General features: G+C 56.5%; 20 protein-coding genes. 13 read left to right on the top strand and 7 right to left on the bottom strand.

The annotated features are described in order from the left end of the window. Positions 1-259, top strand: a 259-nt coding sequence (locus M0R30_RS08525) for a hypothetical protein (RefSeq protein ID WP_292545847.1), incomplete at its 5' end; no start/stop codon positions are given. A gap of 671 nt (positions 260-930) precedes the next feature. Here M0R30_RS08525 and M0R30_RS08520 read toward each other — a convergent pair. From M0R30_RS08520 to M0R30_RS08510, 3 genes are all read right to left on the bottom strand, one after another. Then, positions 931-1,374: a hypothetical protein gene (locus M0R30_RS08520; RefSeq protein WP_292545845.1), complete on the bottom strand. Its 444-nt coding sequence runs from the start codon at positions 1,372-1,374 to the stop codon at positions 931-933. Positions 1,375-1,391: 17 nt separating this feature from the next. Continuing rightward, a complete protein-coding gene (locus M0R30_RS08515) occupies positions 1,392-1,877 on the bottom strand; it encodes a hypothetical protein (protein WP_292545843.1) in 486 nt (161 codons plus the stop codon). A gap of 74 nt (positions 1,878-1,951) precedes the next feature. Further along, a complete protein-coding gene (locus tag M0R30_RS08510) occupies positions 1,952-3,157 on the bottom strand; it encodes an HD domain-containing protein (protein WP_292545841.1) in 1,206 nt (401 codons plus the stop codon). Positions 3,158-3,196: 39 nt separating this feature from the next. On the opposite strand from M0R30_RS08510, the gene cofD reads away from it, so the two are divergent. From cofD to M0R30_RS08490, 4 genes are all read left to right on the top strand, one after another. Then, positions 3,197-4,099, top strand: coding sequence for a 2-phospho-L-lactate transferase (cofD, locus tag M0R30_RS08505; RefSeq protein WP_292545839.1), 903 nt, complete (start codon positions 3,197-3,199; stop codon positions 4,097-4,099). An 80-nt stretch (positions 4,100-4,179) separates the two neighbouring features. Then, entirely contained in the window at positions 4,180-5,097 is a 918-nt protein-coding gene (locus M0R30_RS08500) for a PEGA domain-containing protein (protein ID WP_292545837.1), read from the top strand. Between the two features lie 126 nt (positions 5,098-5,223). Then, a complete protein-coding gene (locus M0R30_RS08495; protein WP_292545835.1) occupies positions 5,224-6,411 on the top strand; it encodes a HEAT repeat domain-containing protein in 1,188 nt (395 codons plus the stop codon). A 158-nt stretch (positions 6,412-6,569) separates the two neighbouring features. Continuing rightward, on the top strand, positions 6,570-7,004 hold the full coding sequence (locus tag M0R30_RS08490; protein ID WP_292545833.1) for a hypothetical protein: 435 nt from the start codon (positions 6,570-6,572) through the stop codon (positions 7,002-7,004). A 63-nt stretch (positions 7,005-7,067) separates the two neighbouring features. Here M0R30_RS08490 and M0R30_RS08485 read toward each other — a convergent pair whose 3' ends face one another. Further along, positions 7,068-7,736, bottom strand: coding sequence for a flavodoxin family protein (locus tag M0R30_RS08485; protein ID WP_292545859.1), 669 nt, complete (start codon positions 7,734-7,736; stop codon positions 7,068-7,070). A gap of 134 nt (positions 7,737-7,870) precedes the next feature. Between M0R30_RS08485 and M0R30_RS08480 the strand changes: the two genes are divergently transcribed. Together M0R30_RS08480 and M0R30_RS08475 are read left to right on the top strand one after the other, a co-directional pair. Beyond that, a complete protein-coding gene (locus tag M0R30_RS08480; protein WP_292545831.1) occupies positions 7,871-8,242 on the top strand; it encodes a cupin domain-containing protein in 372 nt (123 codons plus the stop codon). Positions 8,243-8,311: 69 nt separating this feature from the next. Beyond that, complete coding sequence (locus M0R30_RS08475; protein WP_292545829.1) at positions 8,312-8,674, top strand: hypothetical protein; 363 nt, start codon at positions 8,312-8,314, stop codon at positions 8,672-8,674. 86 nt (positions 8,675-8,760) lie between these two features. Here the strand turns inward: M0R30_RS08475 and M0R30_RS08470 are convergent, their stop codons facing one another. Beyond that, positions 8,761-9,348 carry a hypothetical protein gene (locus M0R30_RS08470; protein WP_292545827.1) on the bottom strand — a complete coding sequence of 196 codons (588 nt, stop codon included), beginning with the start codon at positions 9,346-9,348 and terminating at the stop codon, positions 8,761-8,763. 140 nt (positions 9,349-9,488) lie between these two features. On the opposite strand from M0R30_RS08470, the gene M0R30_RS08465 reads away from it, so the two are divergent. Together M0R30_RS08465 and M0R30_RS08460 are read left to right on the top strand one after the other, a co-directional pair. Further along, positions 9,489-10,166 (top strand): VTT domain-containing protein, encoded by a 678-nt coding sequence (locus M0R30_RS08465; RefSeq protein ID WP_292545825.1) that lies wholly within the window; start codon positions 9,489-9,491, stop codon positions 10,164-10,166. A gap of 180 nt (positions 10,167-10,346) precedes the next feature. Then, positions 10,347-12,476 carry a beta-propeller domain-containing protein gene (locus M0R30_RS08460; RefSeq protein ID WP_292545823.1) on the top strand — a complete coding sequence of 710 codons (2,130 nt, stop codon included), beginning with the start codon at positions 10,347-10,349 and terminating at the stop codon, positions 12,474-12,476. Between the two features lie 16 nt (positions 12,477-12,492). Here the strand turns inward: M0R30_RS08460 and M0R30_RS08455 are convergent, their stop codons facing one another. Then, positions 12,493-12,999 (bottom strand): hypothetical protein, encoded by a 507-nt coding sequence (locus M0R30_RS08455; RefSeq protein ID WP_292545821.1) that lies wholly within the window; start codon positions 12,997-12,999, stop codon positions 12,493-12,495. 437 nt (positions 13,000-13,436) lie between these two features. On the opposite strand from M0R30_RS08455, the gene aspS reads away from it, so the two are divergent. The 4 genes from aspS (at position 13,437) to M0R30_RS08435 (ending at position 17,137) form a co-directional block, all read left to right on the top strand. Continuing rightward, positions 13,437-14,729 (top strand): aspartate--tRNA(Asn) ligase, encoded by a 1,293-nt coding sequence (gene aspS, locus M0R30_RS08450; protein WP_292545819.1) that lies wholly within the window; start codon positions 13,437-13,439, stop codon positions 14,727-14,729. 64 nt (positions 14,730-14,793) lie between these two features. Continuing rightward, on the top strand, positions 14,794-15,699 hold the full coding sequence (locus tag M0R30_RS08445) for a methionine synthase (protein ID WP_292545817.1): 906 nt from the start codon (positions 14,794-14,796) through the stop codon (positions 15,697-15,699). A gap of 96 nt (positions 15,700-15,795) precedes the next feature. Then, the gene (locus tag M0R30_RS08440; RefSeq protein ID WP_292545815.1) at positions 15,796-16,524 is read left to right on the top strand and encodes a DUF4282 domain-containing protein; all 729 of its coding nucleotides are present in this window, start codon (positions 15,796-15,798) and stop codon (positions 16,522-16,524) included. 127 nt (positions 16,525-16,651) lie between these two features. After that, positions 16,652-17,137, top strand: a complete 486-nt coding sequence (locus M0R30_RS08435) for a hypothetical protein (protein WP_292545813.1) — start codon at positions 16,652-16,654, stop codon at positions 17,135-17,137. A 61-nt stretch (positions 17,138-17,198) separates the two neighbouring features. On the opposite strand, the gene M0R30_RS08430 is transcribed toward M0R30_RS08435, so the two are convergent. Then, positions 17,199-17,834: an ATPase domain-containing protein gene (locus tag M0R30_RS08430; RefSeq protein ID WP_292545811.1), complete on the bottom strand. Its 636-nt coding sequence runs from the start codon at positions 17,832-17,834 to the stop codon at positions 17,199-17,201. Between the last annotated feature and the right edge of the window lie 57 nt (positions 17,835-17,891).

Below are 17,891 nucleotides of genomic sequence, written 5' to 3'. Positions count from 1 at the left end.
CGGGAGTGATCTCAAAGCTCGACGATTTCTTATACAACTGAAAGAAATCTCCTTGAAAATGATTGTCTGTAACCTTCACAGGTTCTTACAATTTTTCTTCGTGAAGGTTTTCTACAGAGCAAAAAAAAGAATTACTTCTTCGTCCCAGGCACCCCCCTCCAAAACGGTCATAGCGGCCGCCGGTCAGCAGTTATTTTTTCACGTCCCGAAACCTGTGGAAATTTCGGGGCTGCTGGACGCCCGCTATTTTGCAGGTTGAAACGGGTTTAAATCGTTTTGTTTTCGAAATAAACCCCATTCCGTCGGATTATCCATGGGCGTGGACACCAGATCCACTCCAGCCGGAAATGCGAATCGTCCATTTGGCAAACGAGGCTCGCTGCGGGCTTATCTGACATCATCCCCCGGGTCCAGTACTTCACTAATAATTCGTCCATGAATCCTGGTAGTGTGTACAACCTGCCAAAAACCTGAGTGAGTGGGTACACCATTATCAGCATCGCAATCAATCTCCGGCAAAAATTTTTCAACCACCCCCTCACCCCCTGCTCAAATTTTTTCAGGCAGGGTCTGGTTGATCGGCAAACCATCTTACGCCGGAAAATCAAAAATTTTGTAGCATGTACATGCATTTTGTAGCATAATTATCCGATTGTAGCCTCCCCAACTAACACCTCATGATCGCGATTGAAAAATTTTGAGCAGAGTCTGCTTGAAAAAATATGCTCTTAAGACTACATTAATCCAAACAAAATGGAGGAAACCGGTAGATCTCTAAAATTTCCTCCGCACATAGCGGATAGTCAGCAACCCGCTGCCTGGTTGGATCATACGCTTTTTTTTGGTTCGGGCTAAAAAATGGTGAAGTACTGGGATCGGGTGTGGTCTCCAACGGCCCGTGAAGATCCTCCTTCCGGATCCCGATCCCGGTTATTGTTTAGGCGGCGCAAAGAAACGGTACCGGACCTGCGCTTCCTCGATCTTCCTCGCGTGCGTGGGATTGAGGTCGCGGCGCGCCTCGATCACGAGCGTGTTGAGAATATTGTGGAGCCGGAGGGTATCATAGTCCTTGTCCTTGTAATCGTTGAGGAAGTCCAGGAGGTCGTTTGTGCTCTTGAGCACTCCTGTGCACCCCACGAGGTTGAGGCGGTTGAGGGTCATTGCAAGGTTCCTCTTTGCAACATCCATCTTGTAGGGGTCGCCTCTCGCAAGGTTCAGCTCGGTGATCGCGTTGAGGAGATCGGAGTAGACCCTGAACTTGACCGTACTCTCGTGCGCCCGGCGCTCCGCGTAACGGAGCTTCCATACCGCAATTGCGATTACGACAACAATGACAATTACGCCGCAGATCACAACAATCGAGTCTTCAGTCATCTGTTTTTCCTCCAGTACTATGGATTTCGCTTTGCAGCAATGATGTCAACCTTGACCCGGTTGCCTTTCATGTCGATCTGGTAGGGGCCGGTGACATACATCGGGATCTGCTGGTGTTTTTCATAGCCGAACGTGCGTCCAAACCCGTACGTGTCCGTCTTGCCGGAATCCATGTGTTTCACAGTCATCTCGAACCAGCAGTACTGCGGGTCATCATTGAGAGGGAGGATCGTCAGGTCAATGCCCCATGACGGGTCGTCCACCCGGAACTGCTCGCTGAACAGGTCCTTTTCGCTCTGGAGGGAATAGGACTTCTCGAGATAGTGATCGCCAAGGGTGAACGACGGCTGCGCTGTTGTCGCGGCAGCAGCGGATGTCACCGCAGCAGTGACGGAGGGTGCGGCAGCGGTAGCCGTTGTCGCCGTACCCTGGCTCTGGGTACATCCGGCGATCATGACACCTGCAATAACCAGCACAAAGGCTGCAAGTACACTATATTTCATATGAGTGAGTGTTAGGGAATCGTAATATATTAGTGTTTATTTACGCGGGAAACGATTCGTTCCGCCTCCACGATCTAAAACAACGTATCCTGCCGTGTCGGCTTCTGGATATGCAGGACTTCACACGCGGCATCGGTCACCGTTTCGCGGTATTCGGGCAGGGTATAGACAGCGAGGCGCCACTGCTCGCGCCGCGTCATGTTGAGGGTGCGGATCCGGGGCGAGAGCTCCTCAAAGTTCGTCACGGCGTTCCGGCTCTGCACCCGGACGCCAAGGGACATCTCGCGGGGGATGGGGGGAATGTCAACAAGTACCTCCTCAGGCCGGACCCCCGCCTGCCCGGCAATCCGCGCCGCGAACTCGCGGGATTGTTCCAGCGAAAGCCCGTCCTGGTAGACCACCGTGTTCACCTGGTCGCTGCCGGCATAGACCGCACGCTTGTACAGCCGTCGTTCGTAGAGCCGTAACGTGAGATCGCGGGCCACTGCACTTGGGGAGGTGCGCAGGGCGTGCGTGCAGCCCGCATCGTCCATCCGGAGGAACTGCCGCACGCTGTCGTCATCAAGGCCGGCACAGTGCTCCAGCGCCGCGAGCTGGAACATGCTCTCCCCGATCCGGCTCACGTGGTGATAATAAACGGTCGGGCGCATCAGCGTCCGGGCGATCAGGAGGGACTCCGCAGCATTCACCCCATTCTCGTCAAGCACGGTCCCGTCCGGGTACCGGATCAGGTGCCGGATCAGGCGCTGGGCATCGACGGTGCCGTACGGCGCACCGGTATAGTACGCGTCCCGGAGGAGATAGTCCATCCGGTCCACGTCGAAATCACCGTGGATGATGCTGGAGAGCGGATGGTTCCCTTTCACGACCGCACAGAGCTCTTTTGGGTCCACACCGGCCGCGCCGAGCAGGTCGCCGGCATACTCCTCGACAACCGGGTCGATCTCGTCATGGGTGCGGTGGAGGTACTGCTCCATCAGGGGCTCGCTCGCGTGCGAGAACGGCCCGTGGCCGATATCATGAAGAAGCGCTGCGGCAACCACGAGCCGGTGCTCGTCCTCGGGGAGCTGGAACCTCCGGCTCGCAACGCCGGCAAGGAACATGGTGCCCAGCGAGTGCTCGAACCGCGTGTGGTTGGCGCCCGGGTACACGAGGAAGGAGAAGCCGAGCTGCCGGATATAGCGGAGACGCTGCAGCACGGGGGAGTCGAGCAGCCGGAGCGTGAAGTCCTCCACCTCGATATAGCCATGGACCGGGTCCTTGATGATCTTCAGGTTCACTAAAGAATCTTCATATACATCGCATAAAAGTATTGAGTAATGATTACCTTCCTGTCGGGCGGCACCGGCACACCGAAACTCCTGCGGGGCATGCAGAAAGTGATGGACCGGCACGAGATCTCGGTGATTGTGAACACGGCCGAGGACATCTGGATATCGGGCAACCACATCTCCCCGGATGTCGATACGGTCATGTACCTCTTCTCTGGTATGCTCAACACCGATACATGGTGGGGGATCCGGAGCGACACCTTCACCACCCACGACGAGATTATGCGGCTGGGCATCGACGAGTTCATCGGTATCGGCGACCAGGACCGGGCCGTCCACATCGCCCGCGGGGAGATGCTCCGGAACGGGATGCGGCTGACGAACATCACCAAGCTCCTCTGCGAGCGGTACGGGGTCCGCGAAAATGTCCTGCCCATGACCGATACGGAAGTCACTACGCAGGTGCAGACGGACCTCGGTCTCATCCACTTCCAGGAGTACTGGGTCCGGGCAAAAGGCAGGATCGAGATCCAGAAGGTTGTCAGGAGCTTCAACGAGCCCCCGGTTGCAACACAGGAAGTAATCGAGGCCATCGAGGCGAGCGATGCAATCGTGATCGGCCCTTCGAACCCGATCACGAGCATCCTGCCCATCCTCTCCTGCGATGGATTAAGGGAGGCCCTTCGGGACAAAGTCGTGCTCGCGGTCAGCCCGTTCATTGGCGATGCACCAGTGAGTGGCCCGGCTGCCGCCCTGATGCATGCATCCGGCTATGAGCCAAACTCGATTGGCACCTTCAACTGTTACGCGGGCCTCACCGATGTCTTTGTACAGGATATCCGCGACCCCGTTGAGGTGAGCCACTCGGTGCGGTTCGATACCCTGATGGTTGACGAGGACAAGAGCGTGGCACTGGCACAGGAAGTCCTCCGGTTGATCAAGGCCTGCTGATTATTCCCCGATACAAACCCGGTTGCAAATCTATATAACGCTCCGCAATAACGGTTATCGTGAGAGGGAGAAACACGCAGATGATCCGGAAAATACTCATAGTACCGTTGATTTTTTTTGTATTGCTGGCGGGATGTATTGCTGAACAGGCCCCGGAAAAAGGGACCATCCAGTTTACGTCCTCCCCCACCGGCGCCCAAGTCTATCTCGACAACCAGTTCCGGGGAACAACGCCCAGTACCCTGAGCGGCATCGACCCCGGGAGCCACACCATTGAATTCAGGTATACCGGCTACGAGAGCTGGTCAGCCACCATGGTCGTGTCAGCCGGGTCGAACAATGTATTTGTTGCTCTGACCCCCAAGGCAGGCGTCAGCACGCCGGGCATCGTTACTACGGTTGCCCCCGTCTCGTCGGTATCCCCGGTATCCGTAACACTGAAACTAAACAAGGAATTGATGACTATTGGGGACTCGATGATCTTCTCCGGTACGGCCGAAGGATGTAAACAAGTCCTGCTGACCATTTATGGGACGGGAACGTACCAAAACGGGGTATCCCTTTCCCCGCCGGATGTCAGTACTCTCGGTACCTGGAGTTATACGTGGAACCCGGGATCAAAGGTTCAGTCGGGGACATACACCATCATCGCCACCGATCCGGAAAAGAAAGTGACGGTAAAGAAGGAATTTCCCCTAATCGGCGGGGGCGAGGTCACGGTGACCTCAAACACCCGTTCGGCTGCCCGGGGAGACATCCTTCAGTTCTCCGGTCTCTGTACAACTGGCGCCCCAAGTGTCCACCTCGTTTTATACGGGCCGGAACGGTACACCGGCGGTGTCGAACTGGGCACATTATCGGTCCAGGCCAATCAGAACTGGAACTTCGCGTATACCCTCGACACTACCATGCCCACGGGAACCTACACGATGTATGTGTATGATGTCCCTAAAACATCCTCGGGCACAACCCAGTTCACGGTAGGATTTTCACAATAAAACCAAATTATTTTACATTTTTTGTTTTTTCACGAATATCGAGAGGAAGCGCCTCAATCGGGACGGAATGCCTGTCCGATACCTATTTGAAGGATTTATATACTAATATCTGTTCGGAGAAGTTTCATGGCTATTATCAATAAATTCCTCAACCTGTTCAAGTCAGGAAAAGAGGAGGGGAACGAGGCGCGCCTCCAGGCACAGAAGGAGCGCTACGACAACTTCCTCAGGGCCCTCACGGAGGGCGACCTCGACGCCCGCTGGGCCGCCGTCCGATCGGTCGGCGACCTTGGCGAGCCGTTCATCGAACCGCTGATCCGGGGGCTTAAGGACGAATACTGGATCATCCGGCGGGGTTCTGCCGACACGCTCGGCAAGATCGGCGCTCCGGCGGTCCATCCCCTGATCAGTGCATTAGATGACCCTGGGGAGGATGTCCGGCAGGAGACGATCCGGGCGCTCCAGCTGATCGGGGAACCCTCCGTTGCTCCCCTTGTACAGGCCACCAGGCACAGCCACCCGCTGATCCGGCGGGGCGCCGTCCAGGCACTCGGGATCATGGGCGAGGAGCGGGCGGTGCAGGTCCTGGCCGAATCCTTAAAGGACAGCGATGCCGGTGTCCGGTACGAGGCCGCTGTTGCCTTCGGCCGTATCGGTGATCCCCGTGCGGTCGCGCCTCTCATCGAAAGCCTCCACGATGCGCAGGAGAAAGTGCGGACGGCCGCGATGGCGACCCTCTGCTCCCTTGGGGAACCCTCCATCGAACCGCTCATACGGGCGTTGGTGGACACGAGCGAGGATGTCGGCCGGAGGGCATCCCTTGCACTTGTCACCATCGGCGACCCTGCCATTGATGTCCTGAGCGCCGCTCTTTCCGATCCGAACCCGGGCATCCGCCGGGGTGCCATTGAGGTGCTCGGGCAGATCGGGAACACGCGGGCGATCCCAAAGACGATCGAGAGACTCGACGACCCCGAGCGGATCGTGCGGATCGAGGCCGTCAAAGCCCTTGCAGCCCTCGGCGTCCCCGCCATCGCCCCGCTCATGCAGGTCTTCCGCGAGGGGGAGAGCCGTATGAGGACCGGCGCCATGGAGGCGCTCTGGATGCTCGGTCAGCCGGCAACGACGCCGCTCATCATGGTCTTGAAGGATGACCAGAGCGATGTCCGGAAACGGGCTGCCCTCCTGCTCGGCGAGATCGGCGACCAGAAGGCAGTCGATCACCTGACCGGCCTGCTCTCGGATGAGAACGTCACGGTCAGGAAAGAGGCCTTCGAAGCCCTTGAGATGATCAAGAACCGGACCGGGGCATAACCCGTCCGGATATATTATATTTTTTTAGCACGCGGTGAACGGACCGCTTTTTCCGGCAACGGGTTCACATACCTTTACTGTCTTTTATCCGACAGGGATCTATTCCAACCGCAAGATATATGGAAGCCGGGAAGAATGATACCGTTCAGGTGACCGGTATGCGGACAGTAATAACAAAACGGAATTCAGGTGCGGTCAAGGATGCAACAGGAGCAGCTTCCGCTGGACCTGCCCCCGATTCCTACCGCGAGCGGCTGTTCAAGTACATCCCGGCGGAAGTCGTTGTGCTCTACGTTGCGGTGTACGGGATTGCGTATGCCCTGTTTGCCGCGGACCCGTTGTTCTCCCTTATGGCCCGCTGGATCCTCATCGCGGGTATCGTGGGGACACCGCTGTATCTCTGGAAGACCCAGCAGGTAACGGAGGGTGTGCAGCTCGTGATATCCACTGCCGGTTTCGTGTTGTGGGTGTGTGCGCTTGGCGTTGTCCCGGTATCAGAACTGCCGGGATTCAACCAGATCATTGCATCGCTTGCTTTGCCACTCTATGTATTTCTCTCCCCGCTGATCGAGGGGATACCGGACCGGTGGTAAAAACGGTCTGCCGGAACGCATGATCCTGACGTTCGATATAAAAAAGTATGATACGAGGGGGAACTATTTCAGTTCGCCAAGGTCCTTCCAGTAATCGTACTCGTGCTTCCAGAGGTCCTTGTTGTACGAGATCATCTGCTTGAAATATTCTTTCCGCTCAGCAAGGATCTTTTCCTGCGCCGGGTCAGACCACTTCGACCTGATCGATTCAGCCAGTTTCCGGCCCAGCTCCTTTGCCTCTTTTTCAGCGCCGACGATAGCGTTTGGATCGGCCCCTACAAGTACCCCCACCCTGCCAACGGTTTTCGCCCCGAAGTTCAGGAGGGCCATGTTCATGTAATCCGCCACCTCGTTTGCGTACGAACCGCCCGCGGTACAGACCGCACAGCCATATTTCCCGGCAAACGTCTGGCAGTGAACCACGTCCGCCATCCGGTCGAGCATCGTCTTGAGCTGGGCCGTGACCGCGTTGATATAATTCGGCGAGCCGAGCACGATCCCGTCCGCGTCCAGCATCTTCTCCAGGAGTGTCGGAAAGTCGTCGTCATGGATACACTCGCCCTTCGCGTAACAGGTGCCGCACGCGGTGCAGTACTTGATCTCGAGACCGCAGACGTCCACGAACGTGATGTCTGCCCCGGCCTGCCGGGCGCCTTCGAGCACGCCCATGACGAGGCGGCGGGTCTGGCTTTTCTCCCCTTTCGGGCTTGCGTTGATGCCGATAATTTTCATCAGAACCACTACTGTAATGATTCCTGCCGGGCGGGATAAAGATGCGGTGTACCGGGTTACCCCTTAGTATCCCCCGGGATACCATGGCGGGGGTACTTATAGACCGGGGCCCAACCCCTGTATGAGAGACCGTTATGCTCATCCGCGATGTTGCTGATTCACCCCATGAACGGGTCATCGACCGTTCCCTGCTCTGCGAGCTCCTCCACCCGGACAAGGTCCCGGGTGCCGGGGAGCTTTCGTACAGTGTTGCCCATGCAATCGTCCCGCCCGGTGAGTCGACCCTGCCCCACGTACTGAACCGGTCCACGGAACTCTATTATATTCTCAGCGGTGCCGGGGAGATGCATATTGCCGGCGAACATGCATTCGTTCACCCGGGACAGATCGTGTTGATCCCCCGGGGGGCAGAGCAGTATATCCGTAATACCGGGCCGGGGGACCTCGTCTTTCTCTGTATCGTTGCCCCGAAGTGGCAGGCGGATGACGAGACCCTTACCAGGTAACCCACTCTCGCAGGTCGAGGCCTCCCGCCCGGCAATTGTTTTTTATAGCGGGAGTGTTATCCTTCCAGTATGATTAAATCCGGTGAGGTGCACCGGCACAGGACCCGGGTCTTCTTCTTCCTGATTCTCTCGGTTGCCGTACTCTGGGCAATATTTCTCCTCCATAAAGGAGAGGTGCTCCAGTTTTTCTTCCTCTTCGCTTCACTTGCCGCGATCAACCCGGTCGTGGGCTTTATCGAAATGAGAAACAACGGGAAGGATCGCAACCTCCTCATCTTCTACTGCATGATTCTCGTCGCCCTTCTCTGGGCATCATTCCTGCTCTACCTGGGAGTGCACCTCTGGGTCAGCCTCTTTATCTTCATCATCGCGGTCGGGGTCCCCCTCCTGCTCCGTGCTATGGGTGAGACCCGGACAATATCCGTTACCTGATCCCGGACGCTCCCCGGAATATGCCTGATGAACAGACGTTCAGGCCTGTCCACCGTAAATCATCGAAAAAAGAAGTGAAAATTTTTTTAATCCCAGTAATTCTTCACATACAGCCTGTGCTTTTCCATCTTTGGCGTGAAGAGCTTGAGCCCGAGGGGGACAATGAAGAGGCAGACCACCGCATTGCCGATAAACCATGCCGAAAAGACCGTCATCATCGCCACGGGCTCGGCAAGCGAGAGCGTCCAGGCTGCCCAGGCTGCACCAATGAGGTTGTTGATGACTACCCCGAACAGGAGGATGTAGGTGTAGTCCCGCGGGTTCTCCATCGATAAGTTCACGCCAAAACTGCGGACAGCGGCAAGCGGGATCAGCACCTGGAAGAGGCCGGCAACTGCCCAGACCACAGCGACCAGCGGGTGCTGGTTGAGCACTTCGGATACCATCAGCCCGGAGCCGACAAGGGTCCCGACATAAGCAGCAATCGCACCGTACCAGCCGAACCAGAGGGTAAAGAGGACCATGAACGCAACTGCAAAGAACAGCCACGAGACCACGCCGCCGGCAACAGTCGGGGTAATCGTTACCGATGCCCACGCGAGGATAGTGTCAATGATGATCAGGATGAGGGTAAGTATGACAAAGGAATAGGTTGGTTGACGGTCTATTTTCATACATTCACCTTTATTCCTTATTGTTTCCGAATATAAATAGCATTTATTGACTGGGATTGTAGAGAACGGCCGTGATGAACAGCCGGGTTTTACAGTCCCGATAGAGCTTTTATGGTATCCCACGGCAGATATATCAGGAAATGGACCTGCCGTTTGTTTTTATTGACCTCGTTCTCCATATCGACAAGTACCTCCCGGGGATCATCGAGAGCTACGGGTTCTGGACCTACCTGATCCTGTTTGCGATCATCTTCTGCGAGACAGGGTTTGTGGTCCTGCCGTACCTCCCGGGAGACTCGCTGCTCTTTGTTGCAGGCACGCTTGCCGGGGCCGGTTACCTCAATATCGAGATCCTCATTGTCACGCTCCTTGCCGCCGCGATCCTCGGGGATACCGTGAATTACTGGATCGGGCATACTGCCGGCATGAAAGTCCTTGACATGAAGTACAGCTTCGTCAAGACCGAACACCTCGAGAAGACCCGGGAATATTTCCAGAAGTATGGCGGCATTACCATCGTGATCGCGCGGTTCATCCCCTTTATCCGGACCTTTGCACCGTTCCTTGCCGGTGTCGGGAAGATGCGCTACCGCTGGTTCCTCTCCTACAACGTGATCGGGGGGGTTCTCTGGATCGTTGCGTTCTCGCTCGCCGGCTTTTTCTTTGGCGGCCTTCCGATCGTCAGGGAGAATTTCAGTCTCATCATCTACATGATCATCGGCATCTCGATGCTTGCCGTGGTATCCATCGTGATCCAGATGCTCCGGCGCCCGGCTCCTGACAAAAAGACATCCGATCCGTCAGAAGATAATTCGTAACCGGATTTTCAGGTGTATCAGGGATCCGGTCCCTGCATGGCGTGTGCTGCCGGGCCCCGGGGCAGGTCGGCGGGATTACCGGGCGTTCCCGCGGACACCCGGATTCGCGATATCTGCCATTTTTTTCGCAGTTAACGCCAGATTCATTATCTTTTCGCGCTCATCAACTCCTGGTTGATTATGTCACGCAGGATCCTCTTCTCCCTTGCTGTTGCCACCCTTGTCATAGCCGCCATCATCGCTGCCGGCTGCACCGGTTCTACGACATCGCCCGCGGCAGGTGAGATAAAGAAGTTCAGTTCCGCGGACGAGATCCGCGAGTACATTGAAGAGAATACGAAACTTGCCGCTGAGGCGGACGGAGACTATTATGCCACGGGTGCCGTCATGGCCAGGGATGTCGCAGTGGGTGTCCCGCAGAGTGCAGTTGCCGAATCGGCCAAAGGACTTACTGCATCCGCGCCGTCCGCTGGGACCGGAGCAACGGATTACTCGCAGACCAATGTGCAGGTCGCCGGTGTCGATGAACCGGACGTTGTGAAAAACGACGGGCGATACATCTACGTCATATCGGGCGACACCCTGACCATCGTGGATGCGTACCCGGCATCGACCGCCACGATTATTTCAAAGACCACGATTGACGACACGCCAAAGGAAATCTTCGTCTCCGGCAACCGGCTCGTCCTCTTCACGACCGGTACGAGCGCCATTTCAGAAAATGACAGCCCGGTTTCTGCCCGGCAGGTGAAATCCCTGCGTTCCTACATACCCTACAATCCCGTCACCCGCGCCGTCTTCTACGATATCACCGACCGGAAGAACCCGAAAGTTACAAAAGACTACGAGATCGACGGCGACTATACCGATGCCCGCCTGATCGGCAGCAACCTCTATCTCGTCACCCGCGAGAAGGTCTCCACTTACCGGGACGAGGAGATCATTGTCCCGTGCGTGAGAGAGAGTGCGAAGTGCATCATCACACCGGATGTCTACTACTTCGACAACCCCGAACGGTCGTACGCGTTTACGACAATCACTTCATTTGACACACCCAGCGCAAACGAGAAGGACGCAAAAACGTACCTTGTCGGCAGCGGCAACATCATGTACGTATCGCAGGACGCGATGTACATCAGCTACCAGAAGTACCACAGCATCTATCGGAGAGGTGGGGTGGAACCGGCGATCGCAATCGATGACCGGGAAGTAAGCAGCGCGGGATCGTCGTCCGGGTCCGTCTCGTCAGTCCTCTGGGAGGACTTCAACGCGATGAGCGAGAGCGAGAAGCAGGAGGTGATCACGGAGATGAAAGCGCAGGAAGTGGAGAAGATCACAAAGAAGGAGATCGACCAGAGCACAACTGCCATCCATAAGATTGCGATCGACAACGGCGCCATCAATTATGTCGCAAGGGGCGATGTGCCGGGATACCTGAAGAACCAGTTTGCCATGGACGAATACCATGACAACCTCCGCGTTGCAACCACGTCGAGTGTTTACACTACCCGGGGGTCGTTCGAGTACAACAACGTCTTCGTGCTGGACTCCGGCATGAAGACGATCGGTTCCTTGACGCACATCGCCGAGCAGGAGCAGATCTACTCGACACGGTTCATAGGCGACCGGCTCTACATGGTGACCTTCAAGCGGGTTGACCCGTTCTTTGTGATCGACCTCTCGACTCCCACGAGCCCGAAGATCCTCGGCAAGCTCAAGATCCCGGGCTACTCTGATTACCTCCACCCGTACGACAGCACCCACATCATCGGGCTTGGCAAGGAGACGAGGACCAATGACTGGGGCGGCGTCTCGACGCAGGGCATCAAGCTCGCCCTCTTTGACGTGAGCGATGTTGAAAACCCAAAACAGGTGGGAAAGGTCGAGATCGGTGATGCCGGCTCGGACTCGGCGGCACTCTCGGATCACAAGGCCTTCCTCTTTGACAAGGCAAAGAACCTCCTCGTGATCCCGGCCCGGGTTGTCCGGCAGGATGCGGCCCGGTCCGAAAAACTGATCGGCGACCAGCCGCAGATCTGGTACGGCGCGTATGTCTTCGGTGTCGACCCGTCGGCAGGTTTTGTCCTGCGGGGTACCGTTGAACATGGAACGGGTGGGAGCAGCCACTATTGGTACGGCAGCTCCAGAAACGAAGTAAAACGCTCGCTCTATATCGGAGACACCCTGTACACGCTCTCGACTGCGAAGATCCTCGCAAACCCGATTGATCAGATCAATACGACCGTGGCAACGATATCGCTTGACGAGAGAGAAGATGTCCTGTACCCGCCAATGCGGGTAGTGGAATAAAAGATTTTTTTTATTTTCAGGCCGGCTGGGCGTTCATGCTGGATGGGATCAGCTTGCTGACCACCAGCTCGGGGACCTGTCTTGAAGTCCTGACGTTCATGTCAAACAGGGCATTCTTGCCGGAGGTGCCAAGATACGTCAGGGTGATCTGGAAATCCGTGTCCATCAGGGGGATACCAAGTGCGGTGATCTTTGCGGACCGCGGGCTGATGACCCGTTCCTGGCCGGTGATCAGCTTTTCCTTGACACCATCAACTTCGGTCATGACCTCGTTCTCGTAGGTCATGACAAGGATCCTGGTGCTGCCGATCGTGACGGGCTCGCCATCAGGGATGCTGACCCGGTAGGTGGTTGTGTAAGGGAACGAAGTCCCTGCCTGTGTCTCGGCAACCGCAATACTCAGGGTGACAATCGCGATAACTGCGACAATGAAAATAAGGGCGATGACTCCGACAAGCACCTTGGTGCCGGTACTCCACCCTTGTTTGCCCTGCGACTCAGGGGATTGTGCTGGATCTGCCATAGTTCTTCTATTAAAGAGAGGTTTATAAATATTATATGGGTTGTGGAATCCGACTGGCTCGATAGAGCCAGGAGGAGGAGAAGAACGCATCAGCGTTCTTCGAGTTCCGACTGGGTCGAAGAAATTCTGATGAATTTCGACATATCGAAGGGTTCTTCAAAGTTTCGACCAATCGAAGAAATTCTGATGAATTTCGACATATCGAAGGGTTCTTCAAACTTTCGACCAATCGAAGAAATTCTGATGAATTTCTTCTCCTGTCTCAAGTCTGATGACTTTCGACATGTCGAAGATCCTTCAGGTCCTCTCTTTCTCGACTTCCTGATGAAGGTCTCGGATTTATCAGAACCGTAGGGACGAGAGGAATCCCTCATAGTTCTTCGAACATCAGCACAATAATCTCATTACCCCCCCCGACCCATTGTTATAGGATTTTAATGCGCATACCCATACAGAACGTCACACCGGAATGCGGCCACGCGGAAGTCTGCGGCTGGGTCCACGAGGTCAGGGACCTTGGCGGCCTTGCCTTTATGCTGATCCGCGACCGGACCGGCATCATCCAGGTGACCATCCCCAAGAAGAAAGTACCTGAAGCCGTCCTTGCAGCGCTTAAAGCGGTCTCCCGCGAGTCCGTTGTCCGGGTCACCGGGCCGGTCAAGGCGATCGACAAGGCTCCCGGCGGCCGCGAGCTCGTGCCCGAATCGATCGAGATCATCAGCCTCGCCGAGACCCCGCTCCCACTCGATGTCTCCGAGAAAGTCCTCGCAGAGATGGACACCCGCCTCGATGCCCGGTTCCTCGATGTGCGGAGGCCCCGCGTTGCGGCGGTTTTTGAAGTCCGCAGCGCCGCGTGCTTCGCGATCAACCAGTACTTCCACGAAAACGGGTTCACGAATATCACCACCCCCAAGATCGTGGCGGCTGCCACCGAGGGAGGGACCGAACTGTTCCCGATCGCCTACTTCGACAAGGAGGCCTTCCTGAATCAGAGCCCGCAGCTCTACAAGCAGATGATGATGGCTGCCGGTTGCGAGAGGGTGTACGAGATCGGACCGATCTTCCGGGCGGAGGAGCACAACACGACAAAGCACCTCAACGAGGCGACAAGTATCGATATCGAGGTTTCGTTTGCCGACCACCTCGAGGTCATGCGCATCCTCGAGGACCTGATCGTCAGGATCTACGAGTACGTCAATAAGACATGCAGCACCCAGCTCGCCAACCTAGAGATCACCGACTTTGCCGTGCCGAAAGCCCCGTTCCCCCGGCTCCCGTACGCAGAAGCGATCGAGATCGCGAAGAAGAAGATCGACGAACCGATCAAGTATGGCGACGACATCAGCCCGGCGGCCGAGCGGGCGATCGGCGCCGAGATGGGCGGCCACTACTTCATCGTGGACTGGCCCTCCGAGATCCGGCCCTACTACGCGATGCAGTACGAGGACGACCCCTCGATCTGCAAGGCATTCGATATGATGCACCCGCGGATGGAACTCTCGAGCGGCGCCCAGCGGGAGCACCGGTACGACATTCTCGTCAACCAGATCAGGAGGAAAGGCCTGAACCCCGAGAGCTTCGAGTTCTATCTTAAGCCGTTCCGCTACGGCATGCCGCCGCATGCGGGCTGGGGCCTGGGTGCCGACCGGCTTGTCATGACCATGCTCGGTCTTTCAAATGTGCGCGAAGCGGTCCTCTTCCCCCGCGACATGCACCGGCTGGTCCCCTGATCCCGACCACGAACTATTTTTTCTTCCGGAACAATCAATCTGTAACAATTCAACCCGGTTTCCCATGTCCAAAGCATATTTCATCAATAAAGTACTGGCAACGACCGTTGTCGGCAGTTACCCGGTGGTGAAAGCCGGAGGGCTCAAGAGCCTCTTCGACCCGCTCCATTCCGCGGTCGAGACCGCAGTCGCCGACCAGATCGGGGCCGGCATCGATATCATCTCGGACGGGCAGGTGCGGGGGGACATGATCGGGGCCTTTGCCGGGAAACTGCCGGGTGTCAAGGGGCAGGAGGTCATAGGCAAGATCCAGCCGGCCGCTTCCGCGATCACGGTGGCGGATACGAAGTATACGATCTCGAAGTTCCCGAAAGTGAAGGGGATCATCACCGGCCCGTCAACGCTCGCCCACGGCCTCCATATCAGCACCCCGATGTACCGGAACAAGGAGGAGCTGGCACTCGACCTCTCCGCTGCGCTCGTTGTCGAGGCACGGAGCCTTGAAGCGGCCGGTGTCACCCTGATCCAGATCGACGAGCCGATCCTCTCGACCGGTATTGCCGACCTCGCGATCGGCAAGCAGGCAGTTGAGCAGATTGCATCTGCGGTCCGCGTCCCTACCTGCATGCATGTCTGCGGGAACATCGGCAACGTGATCGACGAGATCCTGAAATACAACGTCAATGTCTTTGACTTCGAGTTCTCGAAGAACCAGGCAAACGTCGACATCATCTCGCGCCGGGACCTGACCGGCAAGATGCTCGGGTACGGGTGCGTTGACTCGTCATCGGAGGAGATCGAGACCGTGCCGGAGATCCGTAAGCGGATCGAGAAAGCCGTGGAATATTTCGACCCGAAGATCCTGCTGATCGATCCGGACTGCGGCTTGCGGATGCGGAGCCGCGAGGCAGCCTACTGGAAACTCAAGAACATGTGCGAAGCGGCAAAGGAAGTCCGGCTCGCGTTGTAACACCCGGGCTCTCTTTTTTGTACAGCCGGGAAATTTCCGGGCCGGATCAACAGGTTCATCGGGTTATACGGAACCATTATCTTCTTGCGAAAGATTATGGCAAAGACTTGTCCCAGTTGCGGGACCCCGGCCGCTGATGACGAGGCACGGTTCTGTAACAAATGCGGTTACCCGTTTCCGAAGACCCGGCCCGATAATCGAACGATTGTCAGCCGGGCGGATAACCGGTTATACGAGACTCATGCGAGTGAATACGAGGCTGCTCCCCACCAGCCGCGGACCACCCCCGGTAAAAAACCCGGGCGGGAGTGCGCTGCCACGGATAATACGCTTCCCTTCATGACCCGTATGGTAAAAAACCACCAAAGGCTCATCTACATTATTGGGGCAGTCGTAATTATCCTCATCTCCCTGCTGGGGATCAGTGCCGGGTTTTCAACAACGGGAACTGATTCCGCAGTGAAGTCACTCATCAACACCTCGGCCCTTCTGCAAAATCCCACAACCTCACCCCTGTTCTGGATCGGGTTCCTTGTTTTCGGGAGCCTGGTCTGGAGGATCTTCTGCGATCTGATAGCGATGGTGTTCCGGATGTACGATGCCATGAGCGGTGGAGATGATGAATCCCTGGATGATGGCGCTGAGGAGTATCATGAAGAGGCTGATGAGGGCATGTATGAATGCCCCCACTGCGGGAAGGTTGTCCCGGCCAGCCAGTTGCGGCAGTGCGAGCACTGCGGCGTCCAGGGGTGCAGTAACTGCATCCGTATGATGGGGCTGATCAAGAAGACGATGACGTGCAGGGAATGTTTTGAGAATAAGTGATTTTTCTCAGGGAGACCCAGACCCACGACATGCCTGAATCAAACTACTGAAAATTTTTAATTCTCCGGATTTTCCATTTTTTTATTGTGCCGGAACACTTAACCGCAGCCGGGAGATATGTTCTGGTATGCAGCACGGCCCATGGTCGATCCTCCTCTTCATTGCAGTCCTCAATGTCCTCACTGCCGGTTGCCTCAATAGTATACCAGGCTCTTCCGGTACTCCCGTAACGGTTCCCTCCGGTGCAGTACCCGAAACAACATCACCTTCCCCCGGCGACACCTGCTCGCTCACACCGGGACCGTTCCAATACCTGCCGGCGTACGAGGATGTCAGCATCACCGTTGACCGGAACACGATCAACAAGAACCCGACCATCACCGTGCGCTTCGATGGCGGTCGGGGACTCGGTATGGTCCAGACCATGACGGTGACCGTCATCCGTTCGGACTGTGTCACGGAGCAGGAGGTCAGGAAGAAACCGGGGATCGGGACCAGCGTGACGCTGATGGGTACGACCGGAACCGACCGGGTCATTGTCACGCTCCTGATGACCTCGGGGGACCAGTACACGGTGATCGATGCCGGGTACCCGTTCCCGATCAAGATATAATTTTTTTTAAAATACCGGTAATATCAACCGGCTGTAACAAAACAAAAAGGGAAAACCCGCCTTACACCACTCTTGACGTGGTCGAGGCCTCGATGCCCTTCTCGGTGATGATGAAGGGCAGCAGCCGCTGGGGTGCTGCTGCGTCCTTGATCTTATGGACGGCAAGCGTCCGCTCGATCTCTGCCTGCTGGATATTGGTCTTGAACTCGATGACCACGTCCGCTGCACGCATCAGCTTGGTCATCTCCATGGGCGAGTGGATGCCGGTATAAACAACGAACATCATGTTCGCCCCGCGTCTCTTCATCTCCTCCCGGGACATCCGCAGGAACTTGAGCGCCCCGTCAATCCCGTACTTGATGACAATCGCCGAGAGCGAGTCGATCACAATCCTGCTCCCCGCCATCTGGGTCAGGTACATTTCAGGATGCAGCTCGCTGGCATCGATCATGCCCACGTCCACATCGCCATCGTTCATGAAGTACGTGCCCTCTTCCCCGCCTTCCGCCTTCCAGAACTGCACAGCGGCAAGGTCGACCCCGGCAACCGGTGTGCCGTAGATCATGACAAGGGTCCCCTCGGGAAACCCGCCGTCAAGCAGCAGGTTGAGACCGATAATGCCGGTGGTCCGCTTCTTAGTCCTCCCGCTGATCGGGACGTCCTGAATCCGGCTTTTTGTATCTGTCGGGGCTGCCATCGGGGATGCACCGGAGAGTATTATTGAATGTCTGCTTAAAAGGCTTGTGGGGCCCGG

The organism is Methanoregula sp. (genome assembly GCF_023227875.1).
GTDB lineage: Archaea > Halobacteriota > Methanomicrobia > Methanomicrobiales > Methanospirillaceae > Methanoregula.
This window is presented reverse-complemented; position numbering and strand designations above follow the sequence as displayed.